The 13,236-nt window shown below is 53.2% G+C and carries 11 protein-coding genes; 5 read left to right on the top strand and 6 right to left on the bottom strand.

The window, feature by feature from the left end; all coding sequences use genetic code 11:
- Positions 1–335: 335 nt before the first annotated feature.
- A complete protein-coding gene (locus ACSQ3H_RS10285; protein ID WP_436119406.1) occupies positions 336–485 on the top strand; it encodes a helix-turn-helix domain-containing protein in 150 nt (49 codons plus the stop codon).
- 1,387 nt (positions 486–1,872) lie between these two features.
- Here ACSQ3H_RS10285 and ACSQ3H_RS10290 read toward each other — a convergent pair.
- A complete protein-coding gene (locus ACSQ3H_RS10290; RefSeq protein WP_436116967.1) occupies positions 1,873–2,619 on the bottom strand; it encodes a competence protein CoiA in 747 nt (248 codons plus the stop codon).
- Between the two features lie 569 nt (positions 2,620–3,188).
- On the opposite strand from ACSQ3H_RS10290, the gene ACSQ3H_RS10295 reads away from it, so the two are divergent.
- The 3 genes from ACSQ3H_RS10295 to ACSQ3H_RS10305 all read left to right on the top strand — a co-directional run bounded on the left by ACSQ3H_RS10295 (position 3,189) and on the right by ACSQ3H_RS10305 (position 5,252).
- Complete coding sequence (locus ACSQ3H_RS10295) at positions 3,189–3,860, top strand: hypothetical protein (RefSeq protein WP_436116968.1); 672 nt, start codon at positions 3,189–3,191, stop codon at positions 3,858–3,860.
- A gap of 88 nt (positions 3,861–3,948) precedes the next feature.
- On the top strand, positions 3,949–4,725 hold the full coding sequence (locus ACSQ3H_RS10300) for a hypothetical protein (protein ID WP_436116969.1): 777 nt from the start codon (positions 3,949–3,951) through the stop codon (positions 4,723–4,725).
- A gap of 26 nt (positions 4,726–4,751) precedes the next feature.
- Entirely contained in the window at positions 4,752–5,252 is a 501-nt protein-coding gene (locus ACSQ3H_RS10305) for a hypothetical protein (RefSeq protein ID WP_436116970.1), read from the top strand.
- Positions 5,253–5,518: 266 nt separating this feature from the next.
- Here the strand turns inward: ACSQ3H_RS10305 and ACSQ3H_RS10310 are convergent, their stop codons facing one another.
- From ACSQ3H_RS10310 to ACSQ3H_RS10320, 3 genes are read right to left on the bottom strand one after another with little or no spacing between them, the layout of a single operon-like run.
- The gene (locus ACSQ3H_RS10310) at positions 5,519–6,316 is read right to left on the bottom strand and encodes a hypothetical protein (RefSeq protein WP_436116971.1); all 798 of its coding nucleotides are present in this window, start codon (positions 6,314–6,316) and stop codon (positions 5,519–5,521) included.
- Positions 6,316–7,734, bottom strand: coding sequence for a hypothetical protein (locus tag ACSQ3H_RS10315; protein WP_436116972.1), 1,419 nt, complete (start codon positions 7,732–7,734; stop codon positions 6,316–6,318). The genes ACSQ3H_RS10310 and ACSQ3H_RS10315 overlap by 1 nt, the downstream gene beginning before the upstream one ends.
- The gene (locus tag ACSQ3H_RS10320) at positions 7,731–9,773 is read right to left on the bottom strand and encodes an N-6 DNA methylase (protein WP_436116973.1); all 2,043 of its coding nucleotides are present in this window, start codon (positions 9,771–9,773) and stop codon (positions 7,731–7,733) included. The genes ACSQ3H_RS10315 and ACSQ3H_RS10320 overlap by 4 nt, the downstream gene beginning before the upstream one ends.
- A gap of 478 nt (positions 9,774–10,251) precedes the next feature.
- Here ACSQ3H_RS10320 and ACSQ3H_RS10325 point away from each other — a divergent pair, with 478 nt between their 5' ends.
- Positions 10,252–10,884 carry a recombinase family protein gene (locus ACSQ3H_RS10325; protein WP_436116974.1) on the top strand — a complete coding sequence of 211 codons (633 nt, stop codon included), beginning with the start codon at positions 10,252–10,254 and terminating at the stop codon, positions 10,882–10,884.
- A gap of 128 nt (positions 10,885–11,012) precedes the next feature.
- On the opposite strand, the gene ACSQ3H_RS10330 is transcribed toward ACSQ3H_RS10325, so the two are convergent.
- Both ACSQ3H_RS10330 and ACSQ3H_RS10335 read right to left on the bottom strand, forming a co-directional pair.
- On the bottom strand, positions 11,013–12,461 hold the full coding sequence (locus tag ACSQ3H_RS10330; protein ID WP_436116975.1) for a hypothetical protein: 1,449 nt from the start codon (positions 12,459–12,461) through the stop codon (positions 11,013–11,015).
- Between the two features lie 94 nt (positions 12,462–12,555).
- Positions 12,556–13,188: a hypothetical protein gene (locus ACSQ3H_RS10335; RefSeq protein WP_436116976.1), complete on the bottom strand. Its 633-nt coding sequence runs from the start codon at positions 13,186–13,188 to the stop codon at positions 12,556–12,558.
- Positions 13,189–13,236 lie beyond the last annotated feature (48 nt).

Consider the following 13,236-nt stretch of genomic DNA (forward strand, 5'->3'; position numbering starts at 1 on the left):
CCGTGAACGTCACCGATTGCGTAGGTGATTGAAGGGGGTACCCACCTTCTTCGCTCCCGGGGGGTGCCCTAGGGAAGACCGTCTTCGTGGCGGACTTGAACCGTACCGCGGCCCGACTACTGAAGCGGCAGAACCATGCCCGGTGCGGTCAGCGGCTCCGCATACGGCGAATCGACTCACACGATTCGCCAATGATCTAAACGTCACCTATACGACTCAAAATGTACACATATGCATCAATTTTCGACAAAATTGACAATCTCGCCGGGCCCTTCCGTATTGTCCTATGGACACGAACCATGCGATGAGGGCGATTCTCCGGGCTGCGCGCGCTTCTGGCCCTGAGCCAAGATGACCTGGCACGGCGCGCCGGCATCAACCGCGCGACGATCAGCCGTATCGAGAACGCTGACGACGGGATCACCCTGTGCGGCAGATCGAGAAGGTCCGCACCGCGCTCGAGCGCGCCGGCGCGCATTTCATAGGCTCGTCCGAATGGTACGGGCCGCACGTCGGAACGTTCCGTAGCGAACCTGCGGACGGCGAATAGCGTCGGCTCCAGACCCCGCTCCGGCGGTGTAATTTAGCAAACCCTTCATTAAACGGCCAAGCCTTCCGGAATTCGTCGGCATGGGGCGCGTCCGCCGCTAAATTGTGGATGCAACCGTGTCGATTTGCGACGAAGTGATGTCAGCAATCGCGGACGACAAAAAGTAGGCCAACAATTGGGACGGCAGATTATTCTCAACGTATGTGCCGCTAACATTGAATCCTTCCTGTGTAATTTAAATTCCTGTCACCGAGCGCCTTGTAAAAGAACAGCATCTATCCGATGGACTCGCCAAGGCTCGTCACGCCAGGTTCCAGTGCCTGTCGCGCCGCGAATCCTCCGCCGGACGGCCAAGCTTTTTCCGGCATACGCGGCAGGTCACGTGCGGTGGCCAGCCGTCGCCGGCATGCACCCGGCGAGCCCCCGATGCGAGCCAAGCGTTGGAACTCTGTTGAAGTAATGTCGACAATTATATACGCCATATATGTCAACAATTGCTCTAACGGAGTATGTAAAGAGTTTCTTTCAAAGACAGTGCCCACAATTATACGTCCGTATCAACGAATACTTTTCGGTGTAATTTGAATTCTTATTGCAGATCACGATGTATATCAGGATTTATGCTTGAATAGACTCGCATATTTCCTATCATTTGTTTAATATATAGAATTGTTACTTGACAATATTTGTCTTGCCTTCTATATTCCCCGTTTCCAATCGACCAGGGAACCGGCACAAGAAGGGAGCGGACGATGATGCGGAACCGGAGAGGAAGACGGAGAAGAGGGCGACGGTACCGGGACATTGCCGACGTGACGCTGCGGCAGCTGAAGACAGAATTCGGGGTGCCGTTCAGCGAACGCCACCTGCGCCGGTTGGTGCAAGATGGGAAGTTTCCGGGGCCGTTGGTGTGGTCGGTGCGCACGCTGCGGTGGATACGCCGTGAAATCTACGCCCACCGTGACGCACTCTCCCGCGGCTGGGGGTCCAGACGATGACGGGGTATCGGCAGCGCGACGGTCTACATTTCGGTGCACCGGTACGGGATGGGCTGGCCGGAGCGGCCACGTCAAATCCGGCTGCTCCGGCGGGCGTCGGCAGCAGCGTCGCGGTTAAACTTGTGAATTGCTTGCATATTCCGGCTTGGCCGGACGGGAAGCAAGTGGTGGGCCCGGAGGGAGCGTCCACCATCCGGTCAAAGCCTTGAAATCCTTGGGCTGAGCCAGAGGCAGGGGAACACAATGTTCCCCTTTGATGCCTGATAAATTCCCTATTCGAGTTCAATAAGCAACCTGCATCTCGGCGGAGATGCCCGAAGCTAATCAAAATCTCCTTCTCCGACGGGCCTCTTGCCCACGCAAACTGGGTAGCCGGTATCCACGCAGCCGCCCGTTATCACGGTGATGCTCGATAAAGCTCCTACGCGACACCGGGGTTGCAGTCACACGGCTGTTTTGTTTGAGATATTCAAGCCGCCATAGAACGGGTTCATTGATTTGTTGTAATCTGCCGAATGCCGCATTGCCAAAATCTGCGTAAACTGGGCAGCGGCTACCGCTCCAACGTTCCAGAAGGGGACAGGCTAGAACTTGCAGCAGCAGTGTCAGGGGCGCAACATTTATACGTGAAGCAGCAACAAGCGCCGTCTGGAACGATGGTAAGTCTCGTCGCAAACGGTTACCGTCCACCACCCATACCATGCGCCCGTAGAAATGCTCCCTAGACATCCTTTCGCTGGGTGAAATGTTCGAGTGTTGGAACTCCAACACGGTTCCTTCTTCTGTTCTCACATCGGCAATGTGTAACTCTCCGTCAGGCGTAGTCTGACGAACTTCTTGGCACTGTACGGGGAACTCGTTTTTCCAAGCGCGATGCCATTCAGTTTCCGGCTCCCACCAGTGGTCGCAGTTCCGAATGCTGACATGAGCCCAGTGCCAAACCTTCCTGGTGCCACATTTGGCTACCACTTCGGCATTGCAGCAAGGGCATTGACCACGCAGTTTTGGTTGAGCTTCACAGCGAAGCCCGTCGACTATTGCGAATTTCATTTTCGATCTCCAAGACATCATATCGCCGCGCCTTACCGACGCGGAATAACAACAATTGAGGATATCTGACGGGCGGCTTGGATACCGCTTAGGGGTTCTTGGCAGTTAGTTGCTGCTCTTATTGCTTCCTTGATCGTCTGGTCCGTCGTGACGATGCGTTGACTATATTCAGTTCACGGCAGAAATCAATTATCTGCTGTGGATGATCTATATGCGTTTTCGTGTGGTGGGCCAAGGCGTTGGTGTCTCTGACGTTTATGCGCAGCCATCAACCGAACAGAGTCTGTTGGTGTTTGAGAGATACTGCCAATCAGTCGAGCAAGGTAACGGCTAGGTCGATGATTAAGCTTTGGGTGGGGAACACTTCGAGATGGCCTTACTGTCTCGACAGCTGCGAATAACGGCTCCGGCGATCTTTACAACTCTTGCGAATAGTTCGTTAAATCCAAGCGATTCGGGTAAGTCAGGCTTTCGAAGCCTCTTTCAATTATAAAGCAAGTGATTCAACAGGGGATGAACCCAAAGCACCGCAGTGATCCGGCGCTTTTTGTTTACAGATGACTGATCGAAACAGAGGACTTTGCTGGCATATGAAAATCGCTCTTCACATAGTTGCGGCTGTTTTACTCGTTACGATGGCGGTTGCGGCATTTTATAGCCCGGAAGGCGCATGGCCACTTTCAATCTCCGCAATTGGTTGTGTCTTTATTGCTAACTTGGATCGGTTCACTGAGGTATCGGCGACTACGAGCGGAATCTCGGCCAAGATCAAGGACGCGAAGACGAAGATAAACGAGTTGCAAAACTTGCTCGAAGTCATATCCGAGTTCCAATTGCACTCGCTCCAATCTATAGGGCGGTGGTCGAGCGGCGATGATGATAACAAGAAGTATTTCCTAAACAGGATCATGGCAACGCTAAGGGAGTCTGGCTTTAACGAAGCGAAGATTCTCGCGATGAAAAGGCAGTATTGGGACAAGTTCGTCCTGTTTGACTATGTGTCGGCAGTTCTTGGAAACGGCTACGTGCCTGAAGGTAGCGATGCCGCACTGCAAGCTGAATGGAAATCGCTCCGAGACTTCAATTCCGTGCCATCGCCCGAGAGGGTTCGAGAGTTCTTGGACAAAACAGGCGACACCGATCCGATTCGACGGCAAATGCTCGACGCCTACACACATTATGAAATGACCGGCGAGCATTTAGATTTTGATCTATGGAAGAAAAGATATGATGTTCCCAAGATCAAGGTTTCGATACCTTAAGGCTTGGATCATTCTGTGAGGGGCAATGGCAAGGACGCGGGAATACTACCTAGAGGATCGACGGTTTACGCCTTCGTCGCTCCGGAGAGTGTCAAAACAGCAAAAAATCGAAGTAATGGTTCAATGGTTTCACGAAAATTATGAGGATCCCGCCGTGCAAACACCCCATGAAAGTGCCGAGGGTGGCTATCAATGGATTTGGGGCGGCCCCTACGATGCAGACGAGGTCATCCAAGAAGAGTTTTCTGAAGTTGCAGACTACGAAACCATGCAAAGAGCAGTCGCTGAAGTTACGAGGGAGGGGCTGTTTGATTGGGCTCCGGTGCACCATAATAACCCGCCGCCCGAGGATGAGGATTTTCGGGATTTTCTTACCGATGAACAGGGCAACGCACTAACGGACGAAAATGGCAATCGCATTGTACTTGGGAGGCAAGAACGCGACTTTCGGGCGGAAATGTTGGGCCGGTTGGATGAGTTGGAAAGCGTTGTCAATAATTACGAGCAAGCGCGGCCGCATAGAGGGCACAACAATCCGCCGGAATTGATAGAAGACGACCCCCTAACGCAACCGCAAATTCAACAAATCATTGAGGCTGTTGTGCAGTTGAGGGCCGAGGCGGTAAAAGGCGAGCCTGATCCACTCAATATCACGGCTCAAGCGTCTATTCTGAGCAGCATAGCTCGCGCTGTCGGGAACTGGATTGCTCAAAAGGCCAATGTCGCCACCGACGCGCTAGTTGAAGCGGGTGTGGTAGCAGGTGTCGTTTGGGCGTATAACCACCCCAATGAGATACAGCACGCCCTAAATCAAGCAGCGTCTTCAGCCAACGCGTGGGCACACCAACTTGGTGTAATCTGGTAGTATGAGCATCGTAACCCGGGGGGCAAATGCGCTTTAGTCGAGGTTTTTTTCGTTTGTGGGTGTTCTGCTCCGCATTGTTCGCAATCTTCGTGATTTATTCGAATTACCAAGCACTAAATCGTGAGTGGGATTATTTGAGCGGGCGTGCCGTAGTCATGGTGCCGTTGCTTTGTGGAGCCACCGGCGACCAAAAAGTCCATGCGTTCGTCATAGAGGGACAACGTCTTGCGGACGGATCATTGATTGATCCAAACAATCCAAATCCATTTGCCACCTGTCTCTTACCTATAGAGCATTTCCGAATTATCCATCCTGAAATGAAGCAACTAAGTGATCGGCAGTTGATGGTCGAGGCGCATAAAGGGCTGAATATGGAGTTCAACGAGAATGCCGTTTCGAGCCTCTTCGAAACAATAGCCAATATTGCCGCTTTAGCGTTGGGCGTTCCCTTGATTGTGATGGTGTTTGGGGTGGCATCGGCTTGGGTTTTGTCCGGATTCAAGAACGAAAAACACATTAGCGAATGAAATATATGCCGTTAAAGAGCGCTAGATTCAAATCCCAGATATCCGATATCTCAAACTGCAACACATGGTGCACACACAAAACTGCTACACGGCAGGGCAGGGTTGTTGGTATAAGTAATTGATTTTATTGGGATAAATGGTGGGCGATGAGAGAGCTGCCACCATCCTGTCAAAGCCTTGAAAACCGGGCATCTGCCAGAGAGCAGGGGAACACAATGTTCCCCCTTAGCGTCCAGAACTAAACCACAACCAAATTGGGAGCTTGTTCATGCCACGCGAGCAAGGAATGCCATCACGATACGGTAAGCAGGTTCATAGCACGCGAGAACCTGTGGGTCTGGATCGACCTCACCGTGCAGCAAAGCGTTGCGCATTGCGTAGAGCGTTTCGACTAGCCCAGCCAACAGGTCTTGTGCTGTACACTGGAACTGCATGATCGAGATGTCCAACGCAGGTCCACCGCCCTGCACTAGGTCAGTCATCGGGCGTGGGTTGCAGGCGTCGTAGAACTGTCGAAGCGCGGTGCGTTGTGGCTCCGAAAGATTGTTGGTGAAGTTTGGATGCTCATAAACATTGTTTGCATCGTATTGCGCCTGCACATGTTGGAACTTGACTTGTGCTGTTCTGATCGAGGTGACGGTGATTTCGTATTGACCGCCCTGTATTTTAGCAGCAACATATCGTTGGCCGCTTCGATCTAATTGGTCACGCTGCCAGTTGATGAGCGGCTTGATACAGACTTCGCGCAGGGAAATACGCTCTAGCCGACCTTTGGGTGTCACCTCGAACTGAATAGCGTCTAACTTCTGTTGTAAGTCACATATGGCGAGCTTCAGGCGTTCAGCTTCTGCTGTGCCGTTGCCGTTGTTCAGCAAGGGTAGCGCGTGCCTACGTAATCTGCTGTTGTGATGGCGAATGGCAAAATCCAGCATCGCGCGTTCGGTAGCTTGACCGCTGTCGTGACGGTACCAAGCATTGAACGCAGCCCAGGCTTTGACGAAGGGGCCAATGTAGTCGATCTCAGCCCGCTTCATCCATTCTTGGGCATGGGGTGGTAGAGCCATCAGCGAGCCTCTTCTGTCTGAGCAAGGTAGGCCATGGCAGCGGCTTCCCCGTCTTCAATCGCGATCTCGACGGCCCGCTTAGCTGCCTCTAGTAGATCGTTTGCGCGGCGCTCCTGACCGAAGGCAGACATAACCGCATCCCGCACTCCCTTTTGCACATCCTCTGGCGCATCCCACACGACGATCCGAGCGATGTCGGTAGGGTACAGTTCGATTTGCCCAGACGAACCTTTGATGTGCCGCTCAATCTGCCATTGTCCCAATGGGCTATTTAAGAAGACGGAAAGGTACACTGGATCAACCTGACTTGTGCGGAGGACTGTGACGTGGTTGTCAGGCAGGGAGCGTTGCTCATGCAGGTACGGGGCAGCACGGCCGATGGTGCCGACGCCGGTTCCGTTCAGTAGAACGTCGCCGGTTTGGATGACGACCGGCGATCCCGCCTCGATCGCTGTTCTGTTATCGCCCAGGACCACTCGATTGGTGCGCACATGCTTAGAGTTGATGACGGGCAGGCCGTCGTCTGCATAGTTCGGTTGCCGCCCTCGCGCGTTAGTTATAAGGATCGAACCCAGTTCGCGGGCACTTCCGGTCTTACGCAGACGAGTTTGGACGTCGGCAAAGAGCGGCCGGAAATACTGAGCGTCGATGCGCCCAGAGCTGAAAGCCTCCCTGGCACGGGCTGTGTAGCTCAATGGCTCGGGCGGAGTCCAATCAACAAGGTCCAGAGCTGACAAAAGCAGAGATTTGGCTTGTTCGAAGGCTTGGCCTGCGGCCCGAAACGCCGTAAGTGAACGCAACGACCATTCATGGACCCGCCCCTCGGCGTGGTCCGATAACCTTACGACTTTCATCTCCCTGATCTTCACGAGGAACAAGTTCGGTTGAACGTTTCCAGTAGTCTCGCGCAGTGACTGCATTCGTCCGTAAGTTGAGTTCAGGAAGACCGAAAGATATTCAGGCGATATCGGCCGTTTTAAGGGTAGCGTTCGTATGATCCCGACGTGTCTGTCGGAGTTCGCGGGAAGGACCTCATTGCGGATGACCGCCGCATTTCCGATAGTGCCAACGGTAGAGATTAGAACGTCGTTCTCGCGGAGTGCGGTCCGTGGGTTCATGGTGTGGGAACTAGACGATATCTCTTCAACTGAACTCAAGTCGAGGAACCCGTTCTTCGGGTGCTTGGCCGAGATCACCTTGATCCCGCTTCCTTCCTCAAAATCTATGGAGGTGTGAATCCCGTCAGTGACATAGCAGAGGTCACCGATGCGCGTGTGATCCTGTGCTTGAATCCGGTGCAGCCGTTCCAGATCGTCCTTTAAGAAATAGGTCGAGTCGAGACGGCCCACCTCATTATCTGTCATTACCTCTGATAGTGTAAGGACGGTGGCTTCAAGCCCCTTCAACAGACCGTTCAAGCGGCCTTCGTCGAAGGGGCTTTCTGAAAAAAACTTAGACCCTCACCCCTTGCAAACTCCTCGAAAGCTTCGGCGATCCCATTCTGCGTGAGCCCGTCGTGGTTGAATAGGTCGTGCTCGACAATGAAATGTCCGTGCGTGTCGCGGAGGAACGTGCCATCGGGGTTCTTGCGATACACCTTGCGGCCCGAGTTATCCACGCTTTCGACCTGCTGGGTGGCGAAGAAGATATTGTAGTCATCGGCCTTCGGGCAGTAGTCGGGCGAGCTTGCATCCTCGTTCCACTTCTGGACGAAGAGCACGCTGGTCTTGGTGCCGGTGTGCGGCTTGAACGTATTCGGGTGGAGGCCCACGACCGCGAGAATGCGGCAACGTTCCATGATGAACCCGCGTAGCCGCTGATCGGAAGAGTTGTTGAACCGTCCCTGCGGCAGCACGACTGCCATCCGCCCGCCGGGCTTTAGGAAGTCGAGGTTACGCTCTATAAACAAGAGGTCGCGTGCTACGGAGCGTTCAAGCTTGCCGTCCTTCTTGTGCGCCAACTCATAGGGCGACAGCATGTCGGACTGCTTAATGTCACCAGCAAAGGGCGGATTAGCCATAAGCACGTCGAAGCTAAAGTTACGGTAGCTGGGCTTGTCCGATGGCTCACCCTTTGCTTTGAGACGCAGCTTGCGCAAACGTCGCCATCCATCGCCATAGGTATCTAACCATTCGTTCTGTTTAGCGGTCTCGTCCCACTTTGGCCAATCGAGTGTATTCAGGTGCAGGACGTTGGTTTCCCCGTCTCCGGCGATCAGATTGAGGCAGCGAGAGACGCGGACGCTCTTTTCGTCGAAGTCGATGGCGAACACGTTATCGCGGACGTAGTCTACGCAACGCGCGGGCTTTTCCTCCATGGTGAAGAGGTGGCTTTCCCCCTTGCCCATGCCTCTAATGATCTGCCGCCAGACGTGGAACATGGCATGCACGGTGAAGCCTGCCGAACCGCAAGCGGTGTCGATTACCGTCTCGCCTTCCTTCGGATTCATCATGCGCACGCACATGTCAATTACCCAGCGGGGGGTAAAATACTGGCCCTTCTCGCCCTTCGACGACTTAGACACCAGGTATTCAAAGGCGTCGTCAATCACGTCGAGGTTGGAGTTGAATAACTTCCATTCCTCCAGCGAGCCAACGCAGACTTGCAAGTGGTCGGGCGAAAGTCGAATACGTTCGTCTTGAAGGAAAACGCCGGGCCATTTCTTCTTGGCATCGTCGAACAGGTTCTGGATCGCGGTTTTAAGCTGGGCCGCCGTGTTCTGGTTGCGGAAGCGCAGGGAGGTACCCCGGCGATGCGATGTCATCTCGTCGTAGAGCTTCGTAAAGATCAGCTTGAAGACCTCCTCAAAGACATCGACTCCCGCATTGGCGAGAACTTCGTCCTCCATGTCCTCAATGAGGTCACGAAGGGAGCGGGCGAACTTACCCTCCTTCACCCGCTCGTCCTCAAGGTTGATCAGGGTCTGGACGGTCCACGGTTGATCCACGACCTGTTCGATTGTCTGGTCTGCACGAGGCAACTCGTGGATTGGCATAAAGTAGTTGGGGTTCTTACGGTGCCATACTTCGGCGAGGATGCCATCACTCCACAATGCCAGGGGTGCACCGGTGGCATGCGCGTAGGACCGAAGCTGTTCCTTACCGTCTTTGTACTTGGCCTGCTTTACTTCAATTATGATGTAAGGAACCGTTGGGCGGTCGGCGTCGAAAACCACAATGTCCGCACGCTTGGAACTGTCGCGTCCAAAAGTAATAGGGTACTCTACGGCTATTCGCGACGGTGCATACCCGTACTCGTTTATGAGGCGGCTCAGCCACAGTTGGCGTGTTCGCTCCTCCGATTTGAGCTGGACCTCTTTGTCGCGAACTAAGCATGTAATGTAGCTTGTCTGCCTACCTTTCACGTCCCGTTGAATAGTTCTGGTATCCAAGGCTTGGTTCTCAGCCTCAGAGAAGAGGACGTATTCATTGAACTCAGCGACAAGCTTCGACTTCATGATTTACTTTCTTCAAGCGCATCCACGCGGATAGGTGGTACGTACATTGGCAGTGATTTGTTTTCACTCTGTAGCGCACTCCGGACAAAACCAACAAGGATGAAAATGGCAATAGGTAACAATAACTAAACCCGCCGGGAGCCGCAGCCAGAGCTGCAACTTTGAGAAGCAGATGACAGGCCGTGGCGAAACCAGAAATTTTTGCGAGGGGGTATTTAACACACTTTGCGTGCCGCTTTCCCCCACACCCCGCCGCAATTGCCGAGTACAGAAATCCCACCTCAGGCATTCAATGCATTCGAACCGGACAACCCATTGCTATGGCGGTACGCATAAGGCCGGATACGGGGAGGACTGTACATAAAGGTATACGCCAACGGACACTCTGATTGGTGCGTTTACAGATGTACGTAAGGGTTGACACGAATGAACGTACGTGTATTCTAACGGACATAACCCTAACGAACGGAAGCAAGTCATGTCCACAATCCTTTATGCGCGTGTGTCAACCATCGACCAGAACATTGATCATCAGCGGAGCCAAGCGGAGACCGCAGGCTTTGTCATTGACGAGGTGATTGCCGACCATGGCGTGTCAGGGGTCAGTACCAAACTTGCCGACAGGCCGCAGGGCAAACGCCTCTTCGACCGACTAAGGCATGGCGACACGCTGGTCGTTCGTTGGGTGGACAGGCTAGGCCGCAACTATCAAGACGTGACGGACACCATCCGGCACTTCATGCGTCAAGGCGTCGTCGTTCAGACAGTCATCAACAATATGACTTTCGACGGGGCAACGACTGATCCGATGCAGCAGGCCGTCAGGGACGCGCTGATAGCGTTTATGGCTGCGACGGCTCAAGCACAGGCCGAAGCGACGAAAGAGGCTCAACGGGCCGGTATCGAGGCAAGGAAAGGTGACGCCGAACGCTACCGGGGAAAGAAGCCCAGTTATGACCGGAAAGGTTTGGTTGTTGTGACGGACATGCTTGCAACAGGTGCAGGAGCATCAGCCATTTCCAAGGCGACGGGCCTCACCCGGCAGACAGTCCTGCGGATCAAAGCGGACCAAGCCGGAGCGGAAAAGGCCTTGGGAAAGTGGGGCATGTAAGCGAAGGAACCAAGGTTTGTCGAAACTACGGCTCTGCCAGCACCCAATGACTTCCGACTATCTCACTGAATATAAACGATATTTAAAACAGGCAATCTTATCTGCACTAGTAATGGCGGGGGGAGGCCTCAAGCCGATCCCGCCGGGTTAGCAATCCGATACCAATCAAGCATTCGCTTCTCATAGCCTGCATACGTACCGGTCTCATCTAGCAGATCGGCTATATCGGCAGTAACGAGCCCGGTGTTCTGTATGACTTCATGTCCTTCAATCGCTTTGACCGTAATATGCTGTCCGGTAGCTGATTGAAATTCCTGAACCATGACTGACTTCAGTTCGTCGGCAAGAGCATAGTGGACAAGGAAACTGTCGTGCACAGGAAGACAGACATACCCCATTTCGATAAATCGGAGCATAACCCGTTGCGCGATGTCGGCATCAATGCGCTGTAATTCCATTCCGTAACCGGTATTGAAAAAATGTTTGATAGGTTCATGTCTCGCGGCAATTGCATCCCGGAACTGTTGCCAATCTAACCCGATGTCATATGCATCGAACTCCGGCGGCTTGTTCATCCTTCCCGTTGCGTTGATCATTTTGTTGAACGTCTGTTTGGTTAGCGAGCGTGGTATCTGAGGTAGTCCGATGTCATAGGCATCACCTTGAAGCGGGTGCCCAACCTGCGCATAGAGTAAGATCGGATGAAGGGTGGAGTAATCAACTTCTACGGTTCGTTTGTCGTTGATTGTTATGAACCGCCTGTATTCCTTCGGTACGCTCTGCCACCAACCTCTGTAGAAGCGACCACCCTGTTCCCAATCACCGTTGTTGAATATCCGTACAAGTGCTCGTTGCGTAAAATCGATGAATGGGCGTTCCCGATCGTCGTGTTCGTAATCCAGCTGCATCCTCAGCTGCAAATCGCGAAACTCAGCATCGGATAGCCGAATGTCGATCCATTGGTTCTGCAGATGTGTATTGATCCGCTGCAAATCAGAGCGCATCGACCGGGTTGCATCGGTATCCTGATATTCCATCGGTTTCTTGGAACTGTCTCGCAGCAAGATGACTTCCATGTCATCAAGCCTGCTGCTGATAGCAGGTATGTTGAGGCAAGCTTGATCTGTCAACAACTGTATCAGGCGTTCCGTGGCTGCTATGCGAGTGACGCGTCCTATACCGGTCTTGCGGTCATGGAAACCGGGTCTGACCACTCGTATGTAGCCGACAGCAACCAGCGCGTAATATGCTGCTGTAAAACTACTCCATTTAATGAATAGGGAGCGATATCGGGTCCGCCGTGAGTAGTGGCCATTATCGAGATGGATGCTGACTTCAAGTTCCGGATCAGTTTTCCATGCAACGTAAAGGTCAAGAACAAGGCAGCGTACTGCCTCGCGGAAACGCTTGGCGTCGTCGCCCTTACGCTTCCGCTGGCGTTGCTCGCGGGCTTCTAATTCGGTCACAAGCTCTGTGAGGCAGTCATTCAATTCGCGATAATCGGACCATCGGTGAACGTCTAATGGCCTTGAGACGGGTCCAACGTTGTGCTGCCCGGCGATTACAGCAGCGGTCATGAAGAGCTCGTTTCTGTGCGTTTGCTTCCTGACCGTATTAGGAAACTAGGATATTGAAATCAAGGCTCGAAGAGTGAGAGGCGTTGCCTACTCATCAATCTCGCAAGCTTGTGTAAAGAACGGTACTGCCGAGAAAATCCCGATACTGGTTTGCGATGGCTACGGGAGATATGCTCTGGTCGTAACCGGCTCTTATGCGGTCGTCGTGCATTGCGTTCACTACGCGCCGGACTTCCTCGTCGTCTGTAAAGGACTTTTGTAGCTCAATCAAAAAAGCAGCGTGGTATTCCTCGTACGTATTGTACTTGCTTGGTCCGGCATGTGCTGTCGGTGCGAACGCTCCTGCCTGAGGCGGTGGCCGGAGCCGACCGTAGGACACTTCTACCGATAAGGTATCCGGTGCTGCCAAGGCGACGGTGCGATACCAAACAGGCATGGTGGACTGCATCCCATCTCTGTAGGCCCGCCCGATGACTGGTAGTTTCTTTCCGCTATGAACCATCCTGTATGCATAATCGGCTTGCTCGATTGCTTTCCGCATCAAGGATGATGAAGTGTCCGTAACGGCGCGATCCGCATAAAAGTTCGCCTCGTCCGCAGTCTCTCCAATGTTTAGTAGTTCCAAATAGACGTATGCCCGGACTGCTTCGGCTCCCATTCTGATCGTAACAAAACGGAATGCCTTATAGCTAGCAAACGCCAGTACCCCCAACAGTATCAGTTCCATGCTTTCATCCCCGTATCGTGACAAATGCGAAATATCCGATTTTTGGAT

The organism is Phyllobacterium sp. LjRoot231 (assembly GCF_964253365.1).
In the GTDB taxonomy this organism is placed as follows: Bacteria; Pseudomonadota; Alphaproteobacteria; order Rhizobiales; family Rhizobiaceae; genus Phyllobacterium.

What these genes read in the sequence shown, in the direction of transcription:
- ACSQ3H_RS10325 (WP_436116974.1), top strand. Translation starts at nt 10,252, where the DNA reads ATGTCCACAATCCTTTATGCGCGTGTGTCAACCATCGACCAGAACATT.
- ACSQ3H_RS10310 (WP_436116971.1), bottom strand. Translation starts at nt 6,316, where the DNA reads ATGGCTCTACCACCCCATGCCCAAGAATGGATGAAGCGGGCTGAGATC.
- ACSQ3H_RS10335 (WP_436116976.1), bottom strand. Translation starts at nt 13,188, where the DNA reads ATGGAACTGATACTGTTGGGGGTACTGGCGTTTGCTAGCTATAAGGCA.
- ACSQ3H_RS10295 (WP_436116968.1), top strand. Translation starts at nt 3,189, where the DNA reads ATGAAAATCGCTCTTCACATAGTTGCGGCTGTTTTACTCGTTACGATG.
- ACSQ3H_RS10305 (WP_436116970.1), top strand. Translation starts at nt 4,752, where the DNA reads ATGCGCTTTAGTCGAGGTTTTTTTCGTTTGTGGGTGTTCTGCTCCGCA.
- ACSQ3H_RS10290 (WP_436116967.1), bottom strand. Translation starts at nt 2,619, where the DNA reads ATGATGTCTTGGAGATCGAAAATGAAATTCGCAATAGTCGACGGGCTT.
- ACSQ3H_RS10320 (WP_436116973.1), bottom strand. Translation starts at nt 9,773, where the DNA reads ATGAAGTCGAAGCTTGTCGCTGAGTTCAATGAATACGTCCTCTTCTCT.
- ACSQ3H_RS10330 (WP_436116975.1), bottom strand. Translation starts at nt 12,461, where the DNA reads ATGACCGCTGCTGTAATCGCCGGGCAGCACAACGTTGGACCCGTCTCA.